25 protein-coding genes and 1 riboswitch are annotated in these 24902 nt (G+C 36.5%); of the genes, 22 read left to right on the plus strand and 3 right to left on the minus strand.

The features are described 5' to 3' along the window. The first annotated feature begins 5 nt into the window (after positions 1–5). The 7 genes from SPB_RS02420 to SPB_RS02450 all read left to right on the plus strand — a co-directional run bounded on the left by SPB_RS02420 (position 6) and on the right by SPB_RS02450 (position 7529). On the plus strand, positions 6–443 hold the full coding sequence (locus SPB_RS02420) for a MarR family winged helix-turn-helix transcriptional regulator (protein ID WP_003105856.1): 438 nt from the start codon (positions 6–8) through the stop codon (positions 441–443). Next, positions 440–1168, plus strand: a complete 729-nt coding sequence (locus tag SPB_RS02425) for an ABC transporter ATP-binding protein (RefSeq protein WP_003106081.1) — start codon at positions 440–442, stop codon at positions 1166–1168. The genes SPB_RS02420 and SPB_RS02425 overlap by 4 nt, the downstream gene beginning before the upstream one ends. Then, complete coding sequence (locus tag SPB_RS02430) at positions 1161–2684, plus strand: ABC transporter permease/substrate-binding protein (protein ID WP_003104769.1); 1524 nt, start codon at positions 1161–1163, stop codon at positions 2682–2684. Before SPB_RS02425 ends, SPB_RS02430 begins: the two co-directional genes overlap by 8 nt. A gap of 128 nt (positions 2685–2812) precedes the next feature. Next, entirely contained in the window at positions 2813–4234 is a 1422-nt protein-coding gene (locus SPB_RS02435; RefSeq protein WP_003103451.1) for a glycoside hydrolase family 1 protein, read from the plus strand. A gap of 228 nt (positions 4235–4462) precedes the next feature. Next, a complete protein-coding gene (gene guaC, locus SPB_RS02440; protein ID WP_003103987.1) occupies positions 4463–5446 on the plus strand; it encodes a GMP reductase in 984 nt (327 codons plus the stop codon). 52 nt (positions 5447–5498) lie between these two features. Further along, positions 5499–5594: riboswitch (purine riboswitch) on the plus strand. A gap of 85 nt (positions 5595–5679) precedes the next feature. Beyond that, positions 5680–6261, plus strand: a complete 582-nt coding sequence (locus tag SPB_RS02445) for a xanthine phosphoribosyltransferase (protein WP_003103086.1) — start codon at positions 5680–5682, stop codon at positions 6259–6261. Then, positions 6261–7529 carry a nucleobase:cation symporter-2 family protein gene (locus SPB_RS02450; protein ID WP_003106009.1) on the plus strand — a complete coding sequence of 423 codons (1269 nt, stop codon included), beginning with the start codon at positions 6261–6263 and terminating at the stop codon, positions 7527–7529. The genes SPB_RS02445 and SPB_RS02450 overlap by 1 nt, the downstream gene beginning before the upstream one ends. Positions 7530–7564: 35 nt before the next feature. On the opposite strand, the gene SPB_RS02455 is transcribed toward SPB_RS02450, so the two are convergent. Both SPB_RS02455 and SPB_RS02460 read right to left on the minus strand, forming a co-directional pair. After that, positions 7565–8500, minus strand: a complete 936-nt coding sequence (locus SPB_RS02455) for an FAD:protein FMN transferase (protein WP_003105270.1) — start codon at positions 8498–8500, stop codon at positions 7565–7567. 64 nt (positions 8501–8564) lie between these two features. Next, a complete protein-coding gene (locus tag SPB_RS02460; RefSeq protein ID WP_003103505.1) occupies positions 8565–8750 on the minus strand; it encodes a 4-oxalocrotonate tautomerase in 186 nt (61 codons plus the stop codon). A 192-nt stretch (positions 8751–8942) separates the two neighbouring features. On the opposite strand from SPB_RS02460, the gene SPB_RS02465 reads away from it, so the two are divergent. From SPB_RS02465 to SPB_RS02510, 10 genes are all read left to right on the plus strand, one after another. Next, on the plus strand, positions 8943–9524 hold the full coding sequence (locus tag SPB_RS02465; protein ID WP_003102557.1) for a thymidine kinase: 582 nt from the start codon (positions 8943–8945) through the stop codon (positions 9522–9524). A 30-nt stretch (positions 9525–9554) separates the two neighbouring features. Continuing rightward, the gene (prfA, locus tag SPB_RS02470; protein WP_003104152.1) at positions 9555–10634 is read left to right on the plus strand and encodes a peptide chain release factor 1; all 1080 of its coding nucleotides are present in this window, start codon (positions 9555–9557) and stop codon (positions 10632–10634) included. Continuing rightward, positions 10634–11482: a peptide chain release factor N(5)-glutamine methyltransferase gene (gene prmC, locus SPB_RS02475; protein WP_003105423.1), complete on the plus strand. Its 849-nt coding sequence runs from the start codon at positions 10634–10636 to the stop codon at positions 11480–11482. Before prfA ends, prmC begins: the two co-directional genes overlap by 1 nt. Further along, on the plus strand, positions 11457–12047 hold the full coding sequence (locus SPB_RS02480) for an L-threonylcarbamoyladenylate synthase (protein ID WP_003103626.1): 591 nt from the start codon (positions 11457–11459) through the stop codon (positions 12045–12047). The genes prmC and SPB_RS02480 overlap by 26 nt, the downstream gene beginning before the upstream one ends. A gap of 8 nt (positions 12048–12055) precedes the next feature. After that, positions 12056–12490, plus strand: coding sequence for a GNAT family N-acetyltransferase (locus SPB_RS02485; RefSeq protein WP_003104430.1), 435 nt, complete (start codon positions 12056–12058; stop codon positions 12488–12490). 4 nt (positions 12491–12494) lie between these two features. Continuing rightward, the gene (gene glyA, locus SPB_RS02490) at positions 12495–13754 is read left to right on the plus strand and encodes a serine hydroxymethyltransferase (RefSeq protein ID WP_003105793.1); all 1260 of its coding nucleotides are present in this window, start codon (positions 12495–12497) and stop codon (positions 13752–13754) included. Between the two features lie 2 nt (positions 13755–13756). Continuing rightward, the gene (locus SPB_RS02495) at positions 13757–14734 is read left to right on the plus strand and encodes a nucleoid-associated protein (protein WP_003102637.1); all 978 of its coding nucleotides are present in this window, start codon (positions 13757–13759) and stop codon (positions 14732–14734) included. Beyond that, positions 14735–15337: a lysozyme family protein gene (locus SPB_RS02500; protein WP_003105012.1), complete on the plus strand. Its 603-nt coding sequence runs from the start codon at positions 14735–14737 to the stop codon at positions 15335–15337. A gap of 294 nt (positions 15338–15631) precedes the next feature. Further along, on the plus strand, positions 15632–16999 hold the full coding sequence (gene nox / locus SPB_RS02505; RefSeq protein ID WP_003105841.1) for a H2O-forming NADH oxidase: 1368 nt from the start codon (positions 15632–15634) through the stop codon (positions 16997–16999). 22 nt (positions 17000–17021) lie between these two features. Further along, entirely contained in the window at positions 17022–17552 is a 531-nt protein-coding gene (locus SPB_RS02510; protein WP_003103327.1) for a dihydrofolate reductase family protein, read from the plus strand. Between the two features lie 37 nt (positions 17553–17589). Here the strand turns inward: SPB_RS02510 and SPB_RS02515 are convergent, their stop codons facing one another. Further along, positions 17590–18573 (minus strand): L-lactate dehydrogenase, encoded by a 984-nt coding sequence (locus SPB_RS02515; RefSeq protein ID WP_003104251.1) that lies wholly within the window; start codon positions 18571–18573, stop codon positions 17590–17592. A 190-nt stretch (positions 18574–18763) separates the two neighbouring features. Between SPB_RS02515 and gyrA the strand changes: the two genes are divergently transcribed. The 5 genes from gyrA (at position 18764) to SPB_RS02540 (ending at position 24900) form a co-directional block, all read left to right on the plus strand. After that, positions 18764–21292: a DNA gyrase subunit A gene (gyrA, locus tag SPB_RS02520; RefSeq protein ID WP_003105044.1), complete on the plus strand. Its 2529-nt coding sequence runs from the start codon at positions 18764–18766 to the stop codon at positions 21290–21292. A 2-nt stretch (positions 21293–21294) separates the two neighbouring features. Continuing rightward, the gene (locus SPB_RS02525) at positions 21295–22038 is read left to right on the plus strand and encodes a class A sortase (RefSeq protein WP_003103235.1); all 744 of its coding nucleotides are present in this window, start codon (positions 21295–21297) and stop codon (positions 22036–22038) included. A gap of 212 nt (positions 22039–22250) precedes the next feature. Beyond that, positions 22251–22664 carry an SMU1112c/YaeR family gloxylase I-like metalloprotein gene (gloA2, locus tag SPB_RS02530; protein WP_003104317.1) on the plus strand — a complete coding sequence of 138 codons (414 nt, stop codon included), beginning with the start codon at positions 22251–22253 and terminating at the stop codon, positions 22662–22664. Positions 22665–22816: 152 nt separating this feature from the next. After that, positions 22817–23791, plus strand: coding sequence for a DUF1002 domain-containing protein (locus SPB_RS02535; protein ID WP_003104904.1), 975 nt, complete (start codon positions 22817–22819; stop codon positions 23789–23791). Positions 23792–23976: 185 nt separating this feature from the next. Beyond that, the gene (locus tag SPB_RS02540; RefSeq protein WP_372696721.1) at positions 23977–24900 is read left to right on the plus strand and encodes a metal ABC transporter solute-binding protein, Zn/Mn family; all 924 of its coding nucleotides are present in this window, start codon (positions 23977–23979) and stop codon (positions 24898–24900) included. The last annotated feature ends 2 nt before the right edge of the window (positions 24901–24902 follow it).

The following is a 24902-nucleotide window of genomic DNA, read 5'->3' on the forward strand; positions in this document are numbered from 1 at the left end:
AAATTATGGAATTAACAAAAATGTCCAGGGAATTATTTAAATCTTTTGATAGTTATAAGAGTATTTACGAATTGTATGCTAGACAACATGGTTTGCAAGGTAAAAGTTTACAAATCTTATTATGGATTTATAATAATCCCAAAGGTGTAACTCAAAAATATTTGAGTAATAGGACTTTGTCAACTAAGCAAGTCATAAATGCAACAATCAAAACTTGGCTTCAAAAAGGTTATGTTACGATGCAGGAATATGAAGATGATCGACGACAAAAAGTCATCATGCTAACTGCAAAGGGGAATGTTTTTGCTCAAGAAATCATTATTCCTATGGAAAAAATTGAACTAGTAGCAATTGCCTCCTTAGCTGTTGAAGAAAGGGAACAGTTTGTTAAACTACTGAAAAAATATACAACTTATTTAGTTAAAGAAATGGAGAATTTATGATTCGATTTAATAAAGTATCAAAAGTATTTGGTGTCACAGCAGTTCTACATGAGCAAAGCTTTCAAGTCAATGATCGAGAATTTTATGTTTTAGTCGGATCATCTGGTTCTGGTAAAACAACTTTGTTGAAAATGATTAATTGTTTAATTGAGCCGAGTTCGGGGGAAATTCTCCTTAATAAAAAACCACAGAAAGATTATGATTTAAGGGAAATGCGTTTGTCGATGGGCTATGTATTGCAACAGATTGCCCTCTTTCCAAATCTGACAGTGGCTGAAAATATTGCCCTTGTGCCGGAAATGAAGAAGTGGACAGAAGCAGAAATTTCAACTAAAACAAAAGAATTCTTATCTAAGGTTGGCCTTAATCCAGAAGAATACATGGATCGTTATCCAAAAGATCTGTCAGGTGGTGAACAACAACGGGTTGGTATAGTGCGTGCTATCATCTCTTATCCTAGAATTCTGTTAATGGATGAACCGTTTTCTGCTTTAGATCCTATCTCCAAAAAACAATTACAAGATTTAATGTTAGATTTACATCGTGAGTTTGATATGACGATTGTTTTTGTTACGCATGATATTAAGGAGGCTATCAAATTAGGTGATCGCGTTGCTATTTTAGATAAAGGACAAATTATCCAAGTGGATACACCAGAAGCAATCATTGCTAATCCAGCTAATGATTTTGTAGCCAGTCTTTTCGGAGGTGATGAGAATGACTAATTTATTCATGACCTTCCAAGACAGATTTGGTGAATGGACCAAAGCCTTACTCGAACATTTACAAATTTCACTAGTAGCACTTTTGATTGCTATTATAATTGGTATCCCATTAGCAAGTTTGCTCAGTAAAAGTAAACGATGGTCAGATATAGTTTTACAAATTACAGGTATCTTCCAGACTATTCCCTCATTAGCATTACTTGGTTTGTTTATTCCACTGATGGGGATTGGTACAGTGCCGGCAGTAACAGCTTTAGTTATTTATGCCATTTTCCCAATTGTCCAAAATACGATTACTGGTTTAAATGGGATTGAACCAAGTCTGGTAGAAGCAGGGACAGCCTTCGGGATGACCAAATGGGAGAGACTGAAAAAATTTGAAATTCCAATAGCTATGCCAGTTATCATGTCTGGTGTCCGTACATCTGCTGTTATGATTATTGGGACAGCTACCTTAGCTGCTTTAATTGGTGCAGGTGGACTCGGATCCTTTATCCTTTTGGGGATTGACCGAAATAATCCGAACCTGATTTTAATTGGTGCTATTTCTTCAGCAATCTTAGCTATCTTATTTAATACCATTTTGCAATATCTTGAAAAAGCTTCACTCAAGAAAATTATCTATGCTTTTACCGTTATTGTTCTTGGTTTATTTTCATCATATTTACCAAGCATTGTTAATTCTATTGGTAAGAAATCCGATACCATTACAATTGCTGGTAAATTAGGCGCCGAGCCAGAGATTCTCATCAATATCTATAAAGAAATGATTGAAGATCAATCTGACTTAAACGTTGAGTTAAAACCTAATTTTGGTAAAACAACTTTCCTATATCAAGCTGTTAAGTCTGGTGACATTGATATCTATCCTGAATTCACTGGTACCATTACATCAAGTCTGCTCAATAAAAAGCCTGCTTTATCTAACAATCCTAAAACAGTTTATTATGATGCAAAAGATGGAATTGCTAAACAAGATCATCTGGCTTTCTTGAAACCATTCCGATACCAAAATACTTATGCGGTAGCTATTCCGCAAAAGCTAGCACAAGAAAAGAAAATTAAGACAATTTCTGATCTGAAAAAATATCAATCTGAATTAAAAGCTGGTTTTACTTTGGAATTTAAGGACCGTCCTGATGGGAACAAGGGGTTGCAAGATGTGTATGGGTTGAATTTACAAGTGTCAACAATGGAGCCAGCTTTGCGTTATCAAGCTATCGAGTCGGGCAAGATTCAAGTTACGGATGCCTACTCGACAGATGCTGAATTGACTAAGTATAAATTGCAAGTTCTTGAAGATGATAAGCATCTCTTTCCTCCATACCAAGGGGCTCCTTTGATGAAAGGAGAACTAGTTAAGAAGCACCCCGAAATTAAGGAAATCCTCAATAAGTTATCAGGTAAAATTACTGAGGAAGAAATGCAAAAAATGAATTACCAGGTTTCTGTTCAAGGAAAAGATGCTAGTAAAGTAGCACATGATTACCTTGTTAAAGAAAAATTGATTAAGTAAAATAAAAAAGAGCTAGATAGCTCTTTTTTTATTACCATAGGATAATATTATGAAAGCCTTGTATATCATTAGATTTAATCTTCAAAGCAAGATATAATATCAGTAATCACATAAAAGGAGACGACCACATGTTTCATAAAACTTTAAAACCATTTCCAGAGGACTTTTTCTGGGGTGCCTCTACATCAGCATATCAAGTTGAAGGAGCAGCCTTAGAACATGGTAAAGGCCCTTCATGTCAAGATGTCAAAGAAATTCCAGAAGGAACGTCAGACTTATCTGTTTCAGTCGATCATTACCATCATTTTAAAGAAGACATCGCCCTTATGGCAGAAATGGGCTTCAAATCTTATCGTTTTTCTATTTCTTGGTCTCGCCTACTTCCTGAAGGAACCGGTCGTGTTAACCAAGAAGGTGTCGAATTTTATAATCAATTAATTGATGAATGTCTTAAATATGACATTCAACCAATTGTAACAATGTTCCACTTTGATATGCCTGCAGCTCTTGATAATCGTGGCTCATGGGGAAATCCTGATTCCGTTGAATGGTTCTTAGAGTTTGCTAAATTAATGTTTGAAAGCTTTGGCGATCGCGTTAAATATTGGCTAACAATCAATGAACAAAACGTCCTTACTTTAGCTGGTCCAGTTATTGGTACTTTGTTCTTACCAGAAGGTACAACAAATATCAAACGTGAAATCTACCAACAAAACCACTACCAATTAGTAGCACAAGCTAAAGCAATGGTAATGTGTCATGATATGTTGCCCGATGCAAAAATTGGTCCTGCTCCAAACATCTCACTAATCTATGCTAACACTAATAAACCAGAAGATGTGATTGCATCACAAAATGCCAATGCTATCCGTAACTGGCTCTATTTGGACATGGCTGTGCATGGACGTTATAACAATTTGGTTTGGGCATATCTTGAACACCATGATGCACAACCAACATTTAGAGACGGTGATGCAGAAGCTCTGAAAAATGCTAAACCTGACTTCATTGCTTTCAACTACTACAATTCATCGACAGTTGAATATTGTGCAGAAGACTTCGCATTGGGAGAAGAAGAGTCTGACCAACAAAAAATGTTGACTGAACCTGGTTACTACCGTGCAGTATCTAATCCTAACTTGCCTAAAACTGAGTTCGGATGGGAAATTGACCCTATTGGTTTCCGTGCAACTCTTCGTACGATTTATGACCGATACCAATTACCACTCTTAGTAACCGAAAATGGCTTGGGTGCATACGATACCCTTACAGAAGATGGGAAAATCCATGATCCATATCGTATCGAGTATTTACGTGCCCATATTGCGCAAATTCAAGAAGCGATTTCTGATGGTGTTGAAATGCTTGGATACAACCCATGGTCAGCTATAGATTTAATTTCAACTCACGAAGGTATTAAAAAACGTTATGGCTTCATTTATGTTGACCGTGATGAGTTTGATTTGAAAACGCAAAAACGTTATAGAAAAGATTCATTCTATTGGTATAAAAAAGTAATTGCATCAAACGGACAGGATTTGAGCGATTAACCAGTATTGTTTGTTATTTTGGTCTAGTTCAATTGAGCTAGATTTTTTATAATTTCCGAACGTTAATATAAATTTTTTAAAATAATTTGACAAAAAAATAACGTAAGTATAAACTACTATGAGGAAGGGTAAGTTTTTTACCTAGCGATGCCTCTTTAACAAGAGGTCATAGGATGGTCATTTTAAAGAGAAAAGTAGTCCTAGATTGCTTTCAAAAGGAGAAACCTTATGTTTAATGACATGCCTGTATTTGATTATGAAGATATCCAATTGATACCTAACAAATGTATCATCAACAGTCGCTCAGAAGCAGATACAAGTGTTAAACTTGGTAAGTACACATTTAAATTGCCAGTAATTCCTGCAAATATGCAGACAATTATGGACGAATCTATCGCAGAACAATTTGCAAAAAATGGTTATTTTTATATTATGCATCGTTTTGACGAAGCAAGTAGAAAACCTTTTATTAAACGCATGCATGAGCAAGATTTAATTGCTTCAATCTCTGTAGGTGTTAAAACTTATGAGTATGATTTTGTAACATCCCTTAAAGATGATGCCCCAGAATTCATTACGATTGATATTGCCCATGGTCATGCTAACAGTGTTATTGATATGATAAAACACATCAAAAAAGAATTACCAGAAACTTTTGTTATTGCTGGAAATGTCGGAACTCCTGAAGCAGTTCGTGAATTAGAAAATGCTGGTGCTGATGCTACTAAAGTTGGTATTGGCCCAGGTAAAGTATGTATCACAAAAGTTAAAACAGGTTTTGGAACTGGTGGATGGCAATTAGCTGCTCTTCGTTGGTGTGCTAAAGCTGCTCGAAAACCAATTATTGCTGACGGCGGAATCCGCACACACGGTGACATTGCTAAATCAATTCGTTTTGGTGCAACAATGGTCATGATTGGTTCATTATTTGCTGGACATGTTGAAAGTCCTGGTAAAACAGTTGAAATTGATGGGGAATCATTTAAAGAATATTATGGTTCAGCGTCAGAATACCAAAAAGGTGAACATAAAAACGTTGAAGGTAAGAAAATTCTCTTACCAACAAAAGGTCATTTAGCAGATACTTTGATTGAAATGCGTCAGGACTTGCAGTCTTCAATCTCATATGCTGGTGGTACTGATTTGGATGGACTTCGTCGTGTTGACTATGTTATCGTTAAAAATTCTATCTGGAATGGTGATCAGATATAATTGCTATTGCAAAGTAGACTATTCTAGTGTAGACTATATTGTATTACATTTATAACTAATAAAATATATTACTTATTTATACTGTGAATTGGCGCAGTGTTTCTACAAGACACCGTAATGTCTAACAATAAGTGAGCTTAAAAAGCTTGCTTGGTTTCTAACCTTGCAAAGCAAAGGGTTTTTCCCTTTTGCTTTGCGGCGAGCTTTTTTTGCTTTTTTAAGAAAGGATTTTTATGAAACTACTTGAAGACCGTATGATTAAAGACGGTAACATCCTAGGCGAAAACATTTTAAAAGTTGATAGCTTTTTGACTCACCAAGTTGATTACAAATTGATGAAAGAAATTGGGAATGTTTTTGCAAAAGCCTATGCTGATGCAGGAATTACTAAGGTCGTTACAATAGAAGCATCTGGTATTGCTCCAGCTGTTTATGTTGCTGAAGCTTTAGATGTTCCAATGATCTTTGCTAAAAAGCATAAAAACATTACTATGACTGAAGGTATTTTAACAGCAGAAGTTTATTCATTTACTAAACAAGTCACTAGTACGGTTTCAATTGCAGGGCGTTTCTTAAATAGCAATGACAAAGTCTTGATTATCGATGATTTTTTGGCCAATGGCCAAGCTGCCAAAGGTCTGATTGAAATTATTAGCCAAGCCGGTGCATCGATTGCAGGCGTTGGTATTGTGATTGAAAAATCATTCCAAGATGGACGTCAAGTCATTGAAAACCAAGGTGTTAGGGTTACCTCGTTGGCACGTATCAAAAACTTTGACAATGGTAAATTAAATTTTATGGAGGCAGACGCATAATGTCAAGTACAGAGCAACACTCACACTCACAATCAGCCGTTTTAGGCTTGCAGCATCTTTTATCCATGTATGCTGGTTCAATTTTAGTTCCCATCATGATTGCAGGAGCCCTAGGTTATTCTGCAAAAGAATTAACTTACTTAATTTCAACTGACATTTTTATGTGTGGGGTTGCGACATTCTTGCAATTGCAACTAAATAAGCAGTTCGGTGTCGGCTTACCAGTCGTTTTAGGCTGTGCCTTCCAATCAGTTGCACCTTTATCTATTATTGGTGCACACCAAGGTTCAGGAGCTATGTTTGGTGCCTTAATTGCTTCAGGTATCTTTGTTATCTTAATTGCAGGCATCTTTTCAAAAGTTGCACGGTTCTTCCCTCCAATTGTAACGGGTTCAGTTATTACAACAATTGGCTTGTCTTTAATTCCAGTGGCAATGGGTAATATGGGTAACAATACTCCTAAACCAACAGGACAAAGTATTATTTTAGCTTTCGCCACAATCTTCATTATCCTTGCTACTCAAAAATTTGCGACTGGCTTTATTAAATCAATTGCCATTTTAATTGGTTTGATCTCAGGAACAATTATTGCTGCTTCCATGGGTCTCGTTGATACTTCAGCAGTGGCTAGTGCGCCATGGCTTCATATTCCAACACCATTTTACTTTGGAGCGCCTAAATTTGAAATCACATCAATTGTCATGATGTGTATCATTGCTATTGTCTCAATGGTTGAATCAACAGGTGTGTACCTTGCTTTATCTGACATTACTGGTGATACACTTGATAGCACACGTTTACGTAATGGATACCGTGCCGAAGGTATGGCTGTCTTACTTGGCGGACTTTTCAACACCTTCCCTTACACTGGTTTCTCACAAAATGTTGGTCTTGTCCGTTTATCAGGCATAAAAACTCGCCGACCAATATACTACACAGCAATCTTCTTGATTGTCATTGGTCTTTTGCCAAAATTTGGTGCCCTTGCTCAAATGATTCCAAGCCCAGTACTTGGTGGCGCAATGTTAGTTCTATTTGGAATGGTTGCACTTCAAGGAATGCAAATGTTAATCCGTGTCGATTTTGCGGGCAATGAACATAATTTCATTATCGCAGCGGTATCGATCTCAGCAGGTGTCGGATTCAATGGGACAAACTTATTTGTAAGTTTACCATCAACAGCTAACATGTTCCTTACAAACGGAATTGTCATTGCAACAGTAACAGCCGTAGTTTTAAATCTTGTCTTTAACAAAAATCACAAATAAACCAAAAAGCTCAGTTCATAACTGAGCTTTTTTCTTTAATATAAGTAGTGGAAATTACTTTTAAGACCGTCGGTTTTGGCCAAGGTTCCATGAGTAGTAACAATTATACCTTCAACACCAGATAAGCCATTGATGATATGAAATGCTTGCATTGGATTTAGGCCAAAAAGACGTGTCGTCCAGATTTCACAATCCAAGGACTTTTCCGCAATAATAGTTAGGCTTGCCATATCAGTTTCAATGGGATAACCAGTTTCACGGTCAAATATATGATGATAATCTTTGTCGTTGACTGTTAAGTGACGTTCGTAAACACCTGATGTCACAACTGATTGATTCTCAATTTTGACTATGCCTAGATTAACACCTCGTTTTTTACCAGGATTTTGAATTCCAATATAGAAACGACCATCGGGTCTGTTTTTATTTTTACCATGAACTAAGACATTTCCACCTAGATTTAATAAGGCAGAATAAATGCCATCCTCAATTAGAAAATTCATAATTTTATCAGCTATATAACCCTTGGCTAAAGCTCCTAAGTCAATTTTCATTCCTTCTTTAGTAAGAAAAACAGACTTAGTTTCAGGAAATAGCTGGATATTATTTGGATTAGTAAGTGCTAGGGCCTCTTGGATTTTATCATCTTCAGGTAAATTAGCATCGGAAAAACCAATTCGCCATGTTTGCACTAGTGGACCGATGGCAATATTGAGATTATTAGAATCGCCAAAACTGTTTTCTTTTCCAATTTCAATTAGTTCATAGAGATTGGGATGGACAGAAACAGGTTCTTTACCGGCCGCATGATTAATTGCCATTAACTCCGAATCATCATCATTGGCACTAAAACGATTTTTGTAGGTCTCTAATAATTGACAGACAGTGACCATTTGTTGGTCAGCGTTTTGAGAATTAATTTCTATATCAATGATGGTTCCCATCATACGTAATTTTTCTTTGGCAATCATTTGATATCCTTTCTAGTTTAAGTGGCCAGAATATATAAAAGGGGCATAGAAGCCCCCAAAAATTTTAGTTTTTTAATTTCATCTCACCAGCTGGGAAGTAAGTTCCTTCTGGCATATCATTAATCATAACATGAATATTTTCTTTTGGTGCTTTCGCAATACGAGAAACAACATCAGTGACTTCACGAGCTAATTGAATCTTTTGTTCTTGTGTACGACCTTCAAATAAATCAATAGTTACAAATGGCATTATTGTCTCCTTCTTTCTTTCTATATTTTACCATTTTCATATCCCATTGCCTAGTGATTTCAGCTTTTTATAGCTAAAAATGAAAAACAATGTAAACGTTTTTAAATAATCATTTAAGGTCAAAGGCAATCGCCAAAAGACGACTTTTGTGATAAAATAGTTTAGATAAATAAAGAAGGTAGGATCCTAAGTTTGGCTCAATTATACTACAAGTATGGGACAATGAATTCTGGCAAGACGATTGAGATTTTAAAAGTAGCACACAATTATGAGGAGCAGGGCAAACCTGTTGTTATCATGACCAGTTCTTTAGATACAAGAGATGGTTTTGGCATAGTTTCCAGTAGGATTGGTATGAAGCGCCAAGCAATTCCCATCAATGATCAAATGGATATCTATTCATATGTTGATGGTTTAGTTCAAAAACCATATTGTGTCTTGATTGATGAGTGCCAATTTTTGTCCAAAGGAAATGTTTATGATTTAGCCCGTGTGGTAGATGATTTAGGTGTTCCAGTTATGGCTTTTGGTCTTAAAAATGATTTCCAAAATGAGCTTTTTGAAGGATCGAAATATCTACTTCTTTTAGCTGATAAGATTGAGGAAATTAAGACAATTTGTCAATATTGTAGTAAAAAGGCTATAATGCAACTTCGGATGAAAGATGGTGTTCCAGTCTATGCTGGGGAGCAAATTCAAATCGGTGGAAATGAAACTTATATACCGGTTTGTCGTAAACATTATTTCCAACCACCAATGTTAAGAGAAGATTAATAAAGAAAAGTAGAGGAGACACCCAAAAGTATGAACATATATGATCAGTTACAGGCTGTCGAAGATCGTTATGAAGAGTTAGGAGAATTGTTAAGTGACCCAGATGTGGTTTCTGACACCAAACGCTTCATGGAATTATCAAAAGAAGAAGCAGGCACACGTGAAACAGTCGATGTCTATCGTAAGTATAAAGATGTTATTCAGGCAATCGCTGACGCTGAAGAAATGATTAAAGATTCAGGTGGTGATTCTGACATCGAAGAGATGGCAAGAGAAGAACTAAAAGAATCAAAAGCGGCTAAAGAAACTTATGAAGAACAATTAAAAATTCTTTTACTTCCAAAAGACCCTAATGATGATAAAAATATCATCCTTGAAATTCGTGGTGCAGCTGGTGGTGATGAAGCTGCACTATTTGCTGGGGATTTGTTAACCATGTACCAGAAGTTTGCGGAAAGTCAAAACTGGCGTTTTGAAGTAATGGAAGCAACTTACAATGGTGTTGGTGGGATTAAAGAAGTAGTTGCAATGGTTTCTGGCCAATCAGTTTACTCAAAATTGAAATATGAATCAGGCGCTCACCGTGTTCAACGTGTCCCTGTTACAGAGAGTCAAGGCCGTGTTCATACTTCAACTGCAACAGTTTTAATCATGCCAGAAGTTGAAGAAGTGGATTACCAAATTGATCCCAAAGATTTGCGCGTAGATATTTACCATGCCTCAGGTGCCGGTGGACAGAACGTCAATAAAGTAGCAACTGCCGTTCGGATGGTCCATATTCCAACTAATATTAAAGTTGAAATGCAAGAAGAAAGAACCCAACAAAAGAATCGAGATAAAGCGATCAAGATTATTCGCGCTCGTGTTGCTGACCACTTCGCGCAAATTGCCCAAGATGAGCAAGATGCTGAACGTAAATCAACAATTGGTACTGGTGACCGTTCAGAACGTATCCGTACTTATAATTTCCCACAAAATCGTGTTACAGATCACCGGATTGGTTTAACTCTCCAAAAATTAGACACCATTTTATCTGGGAAAATGGATGAGATTGTTGATGCCTTAGTCCTTTATGATCAAACCCAAAAATTAGAAGATCTCAATAAATAATGAATTACGCACAAACCATTAGTCAACTCCAAAGTCAATTGGAAGCTGTCGGGGAAGATCCTGAAAATTTAATTTATGTCTTTAAAGAATTAAAAAAATGGTCAACTTTAGATTATTTACTTCATCAAAACAAAGAAGTTTCGACTGGGGATTTAGAACTCTTTCAGTCAATCATGACTCAATTAAAAACTCACCGTTCCCCTCAGTATATCACTGGCAATGCCTATTTCCGAGATTTGATTCTGTCAGTTGATGAACGGGTGCTCATCCCTAGGCCGGAAACGGAGGAACTGGTTTCGCTCATTCTTGAGGAGCACTCGGACCAGTCTCTTCGCGTTCTTGATATCGGAACAGGCAGCGGAGCAATTGCCCTAGGCTTAAAAAAAGAGAGACCAAACTGGCAGATTGATGCTGCTGATATTTCATTAGATGCCTTAAGCTTGGCGCAGGAGAATGGACGAGCACTGGATTTAGAAATCAATTGGTTGCATTCTGATCTGTTTAGTAATATTTTAGATAAGTACGATATTATTGTATCTAACCCACCTTATATTGCTTTTGAGGATAAGGATGAAGTTGGTTTAAATGTCTGGCATTCGGAGCCACATTTAGCTTTGTTTGCTGATGATAATGGTTTGGCAATTTATAGAGCTATTTTGGAGCAGGCTAGTCATTATTTGACAGAAGATGGTGCAATTTATTTTGAAATTGGCTATAAACAAGGTCAAGATTTGAAAGAATTAGCAGAGGCGAATTTTCCACAATGCAGGGTTAGACTATTACAAGATTATTTTGGAAAAGATAGGATGGTAGTAATCAATCATGAAGGAACTGATAGAACAAATTAAAAATGGTCAAGCAGTCGTTTTACCAACTGAAACTGTCTATGGTATTTTTGCCAAAGCAATGGATGAAAATGCAGTTGATAATGTATATCAGCTGAAACAAAGGCCAAGAGATAAAGCAATGAACTTAAATATTGCTTCCTATCAAGATATTCTTGATTATTCTCAGGGTCAGCCAGCATACTTAGAAAAGCTAGTCAATGCCTTCTTGCCTGGTCCCTTGACTATTATTCTCAAGGCTAATCAGAAGGTTCCTGCATGGATTAATTCGGGTAAAACTACTGTTGGTTTTAGAATGCCAAATCATCCTGTTACTTGTCAGATTATCAAAGAAACGGGTCCACTTATTGGACCCTCAGCAAACATTTCGGGCGATGACAGTGGCAAAACTTTTAAAGCAATTATGAAGGCATTTAATTATCAAGTAGATGGTTATTCTGACGATGCTGCTTTAACAGGGCAGGATTCGACTATAATTGACGTCTCTGGATTAAAAGCTAAGATTTTACGCCAAGGTTCAATTACTAAAGAAGAATTGTTAGATGTAGTTCCTGAATTAGAATTTTGAGGTGATTGATGATCAGACAACTTAGTGTTAAAGATGCACCACAGTTACAAGTAATCAATGAAAAGTCATTGGGATATGCCATTACTTTAGAGGAGTGTCAAAAACATTTAGAGGCTGTCTTAAAGAATGATGACCATATCCTAATAGGTTACACTGATGAGATGACTGATTTAGTAATTGGTTATTGTCATATGCAACTTTACCAGACTACCTATGCACCTACGGTTTATAATATTCTAGGACTTGCTGTCTTACCAGACTATCAAAGACGAGGTATTGGGGGCCAATTAATGAGAGCAATTGAAGAAATTGCTAAAAAGAACAATATTAACTATATTCGATTAAACTCAGGAAATAGCCGCAAAGAAGCACATGCTTTTTATCAGCATCTGGGTTATAAATCAGATAAAATACAAAAACGCTTTTTGAAAGAATTGAGGTAAGGAAATGATTTTTGATAAAGATAACTACCAAGAATTTGATAAAGTACTTTGGGATGCTATTCATGCCGAAGAAGATAGACAAGAACACAACATTGAGTTAATTGCCTCAGAAAACGTTGTTTCAAAAGCAGTCATGAAAGCTCAAGGCTCAGTCTTGACTAACAAATACGCTGAAGGGTATCCAGGCAACCGTTATTATGGTGGTACTGAAAATGTTGACGTAGTTGAAAATTTAGCTATTGAACGTGCTAAAGAATTATTTGGTGCAAAATTTGCTAATGTCCAAGCTCACTCAGGAAGTCAAGCAAATGCTGCCGCTTATACAGCTTTAATTGAAGTAGGTGATACTGTCCTAGGCATGGATTTAGCCGCCGGTGGTCATTTAACTCATGGTTCACCAGTTAACTTCTCAGGTAAAACTTATAACTTTGTTGGCTATAATGTTGACAAAGAAACTGAAATGCTTGATTATGAAGCCATTTTACAACAAGCTAAAGATGTTAATCCTAAATTAATTGTTGCTGGTGCTTCAGCTTATTCACGCACAATTGACTTTGCTAAATTTCGTCAAATTGCCGACCAAGTTGGTGCTTATTTAATGGTTGATATGGCTCATATTGCAGGATTAGTTGCCGCAGGCCTTCACCCAAGTCCCGTACCATATGCAGATATTACAACATCCACAACGCATAAAACACTCAGAGGTCCCCGTGGTGGACTAATTCTTACCAACGATGAAGTGATTGCTAAAAGAATTAACTCTGCAGTCTTCCCTGGTATGCAAGGTGGTCCACTTGAGCATGTCATTGCTGCCAAAGCAGTATCATTCAAAGAAGCTCTTGATCCTGCATTTAAGGACTATGCCCAAGCTATCATTGATAACACAGCAGCAATGGCATCAGTTTTCGAAGCTGATGACCGTTTCCGTGTGATTTCTGGTGGAACTGATAACCATGTCTTCTTAGTAGATGTGACAAAGGTTATTGCTAATGGTAAATTAGCACAAAATCTTCTTGATGAAGTAAACATCACTCTTAATAAGAATTCAATTCCTTATGAAACTTTGTCACCATTCAAGACATCTGGAATTCGGATTGGTTGCGCTGCTATTACCAGTCGTGGTATGGATGTCAAAGCCTGTCAAGAAATTGCCCAATTAATCATCACTGCCCTTGTTAATCACGATAAGCCAGAAGTTTTAGAACAAGTTCGTCAAGATGTTCGTGCACTTACGGATGCCTTCCCATTGTATGAAAACCTATAATCATGTTAGATATATATATTAAAAAAATTACTATTCATCAATTCTCGCCAAATGATACGGAACTTTTTCTGTCAGAGGGTTTAGTTAATATCACACCAAGAATTGATGAGTATTTTCGTAAAAAGTTAGCTAAAGTTTTTTCAGATGATGCAAAGCGTGGTCAGTTTGAAAATGATAATATTTTTAGAGAGCTAATTACAGATGATTTTATCGACTCCAGTCAAAAAGTTGCTAAGCTTTGGAAAGAAGAGTTTGTGATTTCAGAAGACCAGAAAACAAATGATCTGGTCTTTCTTCAATTTGACAAAGAAGGTCAACCTTATTTTGCATTTTTAAGAATTGCATTGAAGGAAAGCTTTGCCCATATGGCTGAAAGCCAAGAGAATCCTTTTAGTATTACGCAAAACAACTTACCTTCTGCAGCTCAAGCACCAGATGAAGCTTTAGTCATCAATTTACAATCCAATACCTATTACTTGATTGAAAAAAGGGTTAAACATAATGGATCCTTTGAGAATTATTTCTCAGAAAATTTGTTAAAAGTTAAACCTGAACAATCTGTTAAAAAATCAATCAAGACTCTAGAACAGACTGCGCAAAAGATTGCTGAAAACTTTAATCAGGATGATTTTGCCTTTCAATCAAAAGTCAAATCAGCCATTTATAAAAATTTAGAAGAAGAAGCAGAGTTATCTCCTGAGAAATTGGCTGATCAACTCTTTGATAATAATTTGACTGCAAAGTTAACCTTTGTTGACCAAATTAAGGAGAGTATTCCAGAACCGATTCAGGTGAGTGATATTGATTCTTCCAGACAAATAAAGAAATTTGAAAGTCAAAAACTGTCACTTTCAAATGGAATTGAACTGATTGTACCAAATACAGTTTATCAAGATGCAGATTCTGTTGAATTCATTATGAATGATGATGGAACTTATTCAATCTTGATTAAAAATATAGAGGATATCAAGAATAAATAAATGTTGAAATTTTTCAAACGTGTTATTATTCTAGTCGTTTTCATTTTTTGTGTCTTTCAAGCATATATTACCTATAAGAATGTTCATAATGTGCTACAGTATAAAGATATGGTTGAGAAAACCTTGGCTGAGAATAATACAAATACCAATGTCAACCTTGTTCTCGCCATGATTTACACCGAGACAAAGGGTGGCGAAGTAGATGTCATGCAAGCTAGTGAAAGTAGCAGTGGAAGGACAAATTCTATCACTGATAGTAAATCTAGTATTAACCATGGCATTAAACTCTTATCACATAATCTAGAATTAGCCGAGCAAGCCCAAGTCGATTCATGGACTGCTGTGCAAGCCTATAATTTTGGGACTGCTTATATTCATTATGTTGCCAATCATGGTGGTAAAAATACCATTCCTTTGGCCAAAACATATTCTAAAACTGTTGTAGCTCCAAGTTTAGGTAACACAAGTGGTGAAACTTATTTTTATTATCATCCCTTAGCATTAATTTCAGGTGGTCAATTATATAAAAATGGTGGGAATATCTATTATTCTCAAGAAGTCCATTTTAATTTGTATCTCATAGAATTCATGTCTTTATTTTAAAAAATGGCAGAGCGAAAATGACAAATCTAAATTGATTTGTCATTTTTTTTATAAATTTTTGATAATTGATTTTCGGAACAAAATAAATATTTCTAATTCAAAATGTTAGGATATTCACAAAGTTTAACCAATATTTTTGTGTAAGAATTCACTTATTTCCGAATAATGCCTTGTAAAAGGGATTTTGTAATAATCTATTACTTGTGAAACGGTGAGCATATGTTTTTGTATGCGCTTTTTTCTATGCTATAATTTAGCCCTAAACTAAAAATTGTGAAAAGAGGAACAATATATATGGCAAAAATTATCGTTGTTGGAACCAACCATGCAGGAACAGCTTCCATTAAAACAATGTTAACAAATTACGGAAAAGAAAATGAAATTGTCACTTTTGACCAAAATTCTAATATTTCTTTCCTTGGTTGTGGGATGGCATTATGGATTGGTGAACAGATTGATGGACCAGAAGGACTCTTTTATTCTGACAAGGAAGAATTGGAATCAATGGGTGCAAAAGTTTACATGGAATCACCAGTGTTAAACATTGATTTTGATCAAAAAGTGGTTACAGCCTTAGTAGATGGTCAAGAGCATCAGGAATCATATGATAAATTGATTTTAGCTACAGGATCACAACCAATTATTCCACCAATCGAAGGAGTAGAATTAGTCAAAGATTCACTTGAATTCAAGGCTACTTTAGAAAACTTACAATTTGTTAAACTCTTCCAAAACTCTGCTGAAGTGATTGAGAAACTGGCTAAACCAGGACTTGATAAAATTGCTGTTGTTGGAGCTGGTTACATTGGTGTTGAACTAGCTGAGGCATTTCAACGCAAAGGTAAAGAAGTTGTTCTAGTTGACATCGCTGAAACATGTATGGGTGGTTATTACGATCGCGAGTTCACAGACCTCATGAGTAAGAACCTAGAGGACCATGGCATTCAACTTGCCTTTGGCCACACCTTGAAGGCTGTGGAAGGCAATGGCAAAGTAGAACGCATTGTCACAGATAAAGCAAGCTTTGATGTCGACATGGTCATTATGGCTGTTGGTTTTAAACCAAATACAGCACTTGGTCAAGGTAAATTAGCAACCTTACCAAATGGGGCTTGGATTGTCGATAAAAAACAAGAAACAAGTATGAAAGACGTATTTGCCATTGGCGATTGTGCAACTATCTACGACAACGCCCGTCAAGATGTTAACTACATCGCCCTAGCATCAAATGCAGTTCGGACAGGTATTGTTGCTGCTCATAATGCTTGTGGTCATGAATTAGAGGGCGCAGGCGTACAAGGCTCAAATGGTATTTCGATTTATGGGTTGAACATGGTTTCGACTGGATTGACACTAGCCAAAGCTAAAGATGCAGGGTATAATGCATTAGAGACTGGTTTTAATGATTTACAGAAGCCAGAATTTATCAAACATGGTAACCACGAAGTGGCTATTAAAATTGTCTACGACAAAGATAGTCGTGTCGTATTAGGTTGTCAAATGGTTTCAAAAGAGGATATCTCTATGGGGATTCACATGTTCTCATTAGCCATCCAAGAAAAAGTTACAATTGAAAAATTAGCCTTAATGGATATCTTCTTCCTACCACACTTTAATAAACCATACAACTACATTACAATGGCGGCATTATCTGCTAAGTAATAGCCCTAGAAATGAGGAACAGATGAGGCAATTAGTCTTAAATATCGCCATTAGCTTAGATGGTTATATTGCAAGAGAGGATGGGTCTTATGATTGGATTGAAGGGCATGGGACAGAACAATTTGATACCCCCTTGCAATTTGATAACTCAGGCTTTTTTGCCTCATGTGACACGATTATAATGGGACGCAAAGCCTATGATGACTGCCCACTGGAAATGATCGACTATCATGAAATGAAACAATTTTATGTGGCAACTCATCAGCAAAGACTTTCGGACAGACCAAATCTTCACTTTACCTCATCTATTTTAGAAAATGTTAAAAGCCTGAAAGCAGAAGAAGGCGGACCAATTTGGTTATTTGGAGGCGCTGATTTGGTCCAATTGATGATCGATCATGATATGATAGACCAGTACATTATTGGCATCATCCCAACAATCCTCGGAAAAGGCCGACCTTTATTCAAAGGTAATGACCAAGAACACAAATTAAAACTGATAGAATCCACTGTCACTGATGGCATCGCCATGCTAAGGTATAACAGGAGATAAAAAAAGAACGACAATTTTAATTGTCGTTCTTTTCTAATTAGTTCTTAGCTGCTGAAGCGAATTCTTCTTTTTGGAAAGCTTCGTCTATAATAGCTTTTAGTTGTTTTGCAGAAGCCTGCATTTTTTGTAATTCAGCATCATTCAATGGAATGTTTACTGGACGAACAATACCGTATGCACCAATGATAGCAGGTTGACCGATATAACAATCAGTTACACCTTCATATTGACCTTCTTGGAAAACAGAAAGTGGAAGTACAGCATTTTCATCATCAAGGATAGCTTTAGTAATACGAGCTAAGGCAACTGCGATTCCGTAGAATGTTGCACCTTTTTTGTTGATGATTGAATAAGCAGCATCACGAACTGAAATAAAGAGATCTAAAAGACCTGCTTCGTCGATGTCGCGGTTATCTTGTAACCATTGTTCTAATTTAACACCGGCAACGTTAGCGTGTGACCAAACAGCAAATTCTGAGTCACCGTGTTCACCCATGATATAAGCATGGACAGAACGAGCGTCGACACCGATTTTATCTGAAAGAGCTTGACGAAAACGAGCTGAGTCAAGTGAAGTACCTGATCCGATAACACGTTCTTTAGGGAATCCTGAGAATTTCCAAGTAGAATAAGTTAGGACGTCAACTGGGTTAGCAGCAACTAAGAAGATACCAGAGAAACCTGAGTCAACGATTGCTGTTACGACCTCTTTATTGATACGTAAGTTTTTTTCAACCAAGTCAAGACGAGTTTCACCTGGTTTTTGTGGAGCACCAGCAGTAAGTACTACTAAGTCAGCATCATGACAGTCTGAGTAGTCAGCTGCATAGATTTTTTTGGGTGATGTGAATGCAAGAGCGTGGCTTAAATCTTCTGCATCACCTTGAGTTTTTTCTTTGAAAATATCAATAATTCCAAGTTCTTGAGCGATATTTTGTGTTACTAATGCAAATGCATATGAAGAACCAACGGCACCATCACCGACCAAGATAACTTTTTTATGTTGTTTAGTTAAAGTCATTTCTAAACATCTCCTTAATTTTTTTAGAGGGAAGCCCCATACAACTTAATTTTAGCATTTTGAAAATTGTTTGTCACTTAAATCACGAAAAAAGTGAAAATTGTTTTCTGAAAGGGGTTCCAATTCGCAAAAATATTGATTTTGTGCTATAATTAAATAGAGTTTGGACTAGAAAAGGAGCATTCCTTAGATGCAAGATAGAAATTTAATTGACGTAAATCTGACAAAGGAAATGAAAACATCTTTCATTGACTATGCCATGAGTGTAATCGTGGCCAGAGCTTTGCCGGATGTGCGTGATGGGTTGAAACCAGTTCATCGTCGTATTTTATACGGAATGAATGAACTAGGTGTAACACCGGATAAGCCCCATAAAAAATCGGCCCGTATCACCGGGGATGTAATGGGTAAATACCATCCACATGGCGATTCATCAATTTATGAAGCTATGGTCAGAATGGCCCAATGGTGGTCATACCGCCATATGCTTGTTGATGGCCATGGAAATTTCGGTTCTATGGATGGTGATGGTGCCGCTGCGCAACGTTATACTGAAGCAAGAATGAGCAAAATTGCCCTTGAAATGCTTCGTGATATTAATAAAAACACAGTAGACTTTCAAGAAAACTATGATGGTAGTGAACGTGAACCATTAGTTTTACCTGCTCGATTCCCTAACTTATTAGTTAATGGGGCAACTGGTATTGCTGTTGGGATGGCGACAAATATTCCTCCTCATAATTTGGGTGAGTCAATCGATGCCGTTAAATTAGTCATGGAAAATCCTGAAGTTACAACTCGTGACTTAATGGAAGTTATCCCTGGACCTGACTTCCCAACAGGAGCCATGGTAATGGGACGTTCTGGTATCCATAGAGCATATGATACTGGACGTGGTTCAATTGTCCTGCGCTCTCGGACTGAAATTGAAACAACTAAAAATGGCCGTGAACGTATTGTGGTTACTGAATTCCCTTATGGGGTTAATAAAACAAAAGTTCATGAGCACATTGTTCGTCTAGCTCAAGATAAACGTATCGAAGGGATTACAGCAGTCCGTGATGAATCTAACCGTGAGGGTGTCCGCTTCGTCATCGAAGTAAGGCGTGATGCGTCAGCTAATGTAATTTTAAATAACCTGTTTAAACTAACTAGTTTACAAACTAACTTTAGTTTCAACATGCTTGCGATTGAAAATGGCGTTCCTAAGATTTTATCACTTCGTCAGATTATCGACAATTACATTCTTCACCAAAAAGAAGTTATTACACGTCGAACTCAGTTTGATAAGGATAAGGCAGAAGCGCGAGCTCATATTTTAGAAGGTTTACTAATTGCCCTCGATCACTTGGATGAAGTCATTGCAATCATCCGTAAGAGTCAGACTGATGTGATTGCGCAAGCTGAGTTGATGCAACGTTTCGAACTTTCCGAGCGACAAAGTCAAGCGATACTAGACATGCGTCTGCGCCGTCTGACTGGTTTGGAACGTGATAAGATTCAATCTGAATACGATGCGCTGATTGCTTTAATTGCTGATTTGGCGGATATATTGTCCAAGCCAGAGCGAGTGCAAACCATTATAATCGAAGAGATGGATGAAGTTAAACGTAAGTATGCCGATGCTCGTCGTACGGAATTAATGGTTGGGGAAGTTCTCTCTTTAGAAGATGAAGATCTGATTGAAGAAGAAGACGTACTAATCACCTTGTCAAACATGGGCTACATCAAACGTCTCGCGCAAGATGAATTTAGAGCGCAAAAACGTGGTGGACGTGGCGTACAAGGTACTGGTGTAAATGATGACGACTTTGTACGTGAATTAGTTTCGACAAGTACCCATGATACCCTGCTCTTCTTTACCAACAAGGGACGTGTTTATAGATTAAAAGCCTATGAAATTCCTGAGTATGGTCGGACAGCAAAAGGCTTACCAATTGTCAATCTATTGAAGCTTGATGACGGTGAAACAATTCAAACCATTATCAATGCACGAAAAGTAGAAGTTGCCGACAAGTATTTCTTCTTCACCACAAAAGGTGGGGTTGTAAAACGTACTAGTGCTTCAGAATTTAATAATATCCGTCAAAATGGTTTAAGAGCCTTGAACTTGAAAGAAGACGACGAGTTAATCAATGTCTTATTAACTGATGGAACTGAAGATATCATTATTGGTACACGTTCAGGTTACTCAGTTCGTTTCAATGAATCATCAATCCGTAACATGGGTCGTTCAGCTACCGGCGTCCGTGGTGTTAAATTACGGGACGAAGATATGGTTGTTGGAGCTTCTCGAATCACTGATGATCAAGAAGTATTAATCATTACTGAAAATGGTTATGGGAAACGTACTGCAGCCTCTGAGTACCCAACAAAGGGTCGTGGTGGTAAAGGGATTAAAACAGCTAATATCACAGCTAAAAATGGTCCATTAGCTGGTTTAACCACTGTATCTGGTGACGAGGATATGATGATTATCACTAATAAAGGAGTTATCATTCGTACATCAATCTCAAATGTTTCCCAAACAGGTCGAGCTACCCTCGGTGTTAGAGTGATGAGATTAGACCAAGATTCTAAAATTGTAACCTTTGCCTTAGTTGAACCGGAACCTGAAGTAGAAGAAGTTAATTCAACAGAAGTATCAGTAGTTACTGATATAAATGAAACAAGTCCAACAAGTGCTGATGGAGATAATCAAGCACCAAGTGAGGAATAAGCATGAAAAATAATTATAAATCAAGTCTTGGAAATCGAGTACGAATAATTATAGCTACTATTTTAATGATAGTTGGATTGGGATTATTATTTAATAAGCCAATTCGTAATACTATAATTGCTTGGAATTCAAATAAATACCAAGTTAGTCATGTTAGTAAAAAGACGATCAAGAAAAATAAAAAAGCTAAAGTAAGTTTTAAATTTGAAGATGTAAAAGCTGTAGATACACAAGCAGTTATTCAAGCTCAGATGGCGGCTCAGAAACTTCCTGTAATTGGTGGTATTGCAGTACCAGATGTCAGTATTAACCTACCGATTTTTAAAGGCCTAGGAAATGTGGAAATACTCTACGGAGCTGGTACCATGAAAGAGGGCCAAGTCATGGGTGGCGATAATAATTACTCTCTTTCAAGTCATCATGTTTTCGGTATGGCAGGTTCTTCAAAAATGTTGTTTTCTCCACTGGAAAACGCAAAAATTGGGATGCCTATCTATGTAACAGACAAAGAGAAAATTTATCGTTATGATATAAAATCAGTAGATCATGTGACACCTGATCGTGTTGATGTAATTGAAGATACTCTAGGGGTCAAAGATATTACTTTAATTACTTGTACTGATGCAGAAGCTAAAGAGAGGATTGTAGTTAAAGGTATACTAAAAGAACAGATGAATTATAAAAATGCTTCCAAAAAAGTTCTTGGATACTTTAGTAAATCTTATAATCAAATAGCTATCGAATAATCAAATTTTTACTTTTAAAAATTACTTTTCTTATGTGGAGAGGGGCGGTATGGAATTCCATACCTAATAATTTAGACTAACATCTAAATTATTCCTATCATTGAAAACTTATTGTTTTAAATGATATCACCACTTTGAAAAGTATTTTTTATTTAATTCTTGATAGATTGCAAAAAATAGAAAATGTAAACTGAAAAGAGAGTAGAACTTTTATGAAATTAACTGCTATTCATCATGTGGCCATTATTGTTTCTGATTATGATAAATCTAAAGACTTTTATGTTAATAAGCTTGGTTTTGAGATTATCAGAGAAAATCATCGTCCTGAGCGTCATGATTATAAATTGGACTTGAAATGTGGTGACATTGAATTAGAGATTTTTGGTAATTCAAAATCAGATCCTGAATTCACGGCGCCACCAAAACGAGTTGGTCGTCCGGAATTTGACCGCGAAGCCTGTGGCCTTAGACATTTAGCCTTTTATGTGAAAGATATTGAATCATATATAGAAGAGTTGAAAGTGCTAGCCATTCCTGTAGAGGAGCTACGTTATGATGACTATACTGGCAAGAAAATGACCTTTTTCTTTGATCCAGATGGCTTACCACTGGAATTACATGAATAACAAACGCCCTATGCTTAGGGCTTTTGTTATGGGATTGACTCATTTTGTCATCTGGTAGTCGCAGGTTTTTAATCGTCTTCTAAATGGTAAGGTGATATAATAGTCACACGGGATTTTGATTAATTAGGAAATAACTCCAAAGGAGAAAAATAATGAAAAAAAGTAAAAAACTAATGCTTGCAGGACTAGGTCTTGCTTTATCCTCGGCTATTATTGCCACGCCAGTTTATGCGGCAACTAGTGATGTTCAGCAGGTTATCAATGAGGGCTATGTTCAGCCTGATTACGTGCTCGGCTATTCCCTTGATGAATCACAAAAGCAAGAAACACTTAATCTCTTGAACTATGATAGTGCTAATGATAATCAGGTAAAAACATTGACAACGGCTGCCTATGCTAAAATCATGAACGTAGCTGATGATGCTAGCATCCAACTTTATTCATCTGTTAAAATCAAGAAATTGGGTGCAAATGATGTGCTCAAAGTGGAAATTGTGACGCCTGATAAAATTACCAAGGTAACTCAGGACATGTACCGTAATGCGGCTGTGACGCTCGGAATTGAGCATGCTGACATTAGTGTTGCAGCGCCGATTGCTGTTACGGGTGAATCAGCTCTCGCGGGGATCTATTATTCTCTTGAAGAAAACGGAGCACAGATTCCACAAGAGAACAAAGAGCTGGCGCAGGATGAATTGAAGGCCTTATCAGACATCGATGCAGCGAACCAAGGTAAAGATGGTTACGACACTGATAAATTGAATGTTGCTTTGACAGATATTAAAGCGCAAGTAGCTAAAGGTGGGTCTGATTTAACGAAAGAAGATGTTGAAAAGATTGTTACAGATACCCTTGCTAAATACAAATTAGATAATGTTATCTCACAAGACCAAATTACAATGATTAATAATTTTGCCTTTAACTTATCAAACTCAGGTGTCATCACAAATGGTGACTTCACGAAGACATTGAATTCATTGAAGGATTCAATTGTTGCAAAATCGGGTAATGCCTTTAAAGGAATCAACTTAGATAGTTTGAAAAATGTTGATACAACAAAAGCAGTAGAGACAGGAAAAAATATTTGGCAACAAATCGTTGATTTCTTTAGAAATTTAATTGGATAACTAAAAAGAGGATAAGGAGACTTATCCTTTTTTTAGTTCTTAAATTATTATTTTAAAAGATTAACTTTATTAGTAGCTTTACTTCAAAACATATTTTTATATAAGCACTTGACTAAAATAAAATTACGTTATATACTTAACTGGTTAAGTTAAATTAGTAAATGTTGAAAGGAGAACAATTGAAAATTAAAAAAATTTTTTATAGCTTATTATTTTGTATATTGTTACCGATTTGCTTAATACTTACTGGTTGTCACTCAGAAAAGCAAGAAAAGGTGGAAGGATTAAAAATTGTAACTAGTTTTTATCCAATCTATGCCATGACCAAGTATGTCTCTGGTGATCTGAATAATATTAAAATGATTCATACAAATTCTGGTATTCATGGTTATGAACCTTCAGCCAATGACGTTGCTGCCATCTATGATGCCGATGTCTTTTTTTACCATTCACATACTTTGGAATCTTGGGCGGGCCAACTGGATGCTAGCACCCACCACTCAAAGGTTAAAATTATAGAAGCATCAAAAGCATTGCCTTTAGACAAGGTACAAGGACTAGAAGATATGGAGGTGGGTAAGGGGATTGATCCAGCTACCCTTTATGATCCACATACCTGGTCTGATCCAATTATGGCAGCACAAGAAGTACATGATATTGCTGATAAGCTCTGCAAGTTGGACCCTAAACATAAGGATGTCTATCAAAAAAACGCCAATAGCTTTACTGAAGAAGCGGAAGCGATTGCCAAAGACTATAAAGTAAAATTTAAGTCTTTGAAAAAGAAAACCTTTGTGACGCAACATACTGCTTTTTCATATTTAGCCAAACGCTTTGGTTTAGTCCAACTTGGCATTTCAGGAATTTCTCCTGAACAGGAACCAACTGCAAGACAACTTAAGGAAATCCGGGACTTTATCAAAACTTATAAGGTCAATACTATTTTTGTTGAGAAAAATGTGTCACAAAAAATGGCCAAAACAGTGGCTAAATCTACGGGTGCAAAACTGAAAGAATTGAGTCCTTTAGAAATTGATCCAGGAGAAAATAAAGCTTACTTGAACTATATTGAGCAAAATTTAGAAATTTTATATCAAGAATTAAAATAATA

Source organism: Streptococcus parauberis NCFD 2020, from assembly GCF_000187935.1.
Taxonomy (GTDB): domain Bacteria; phylum Bacillota; class Bacilli; order Lactobacillales; family Streptococcaceae; genus Streptococcus; species Streptococcus parauberis.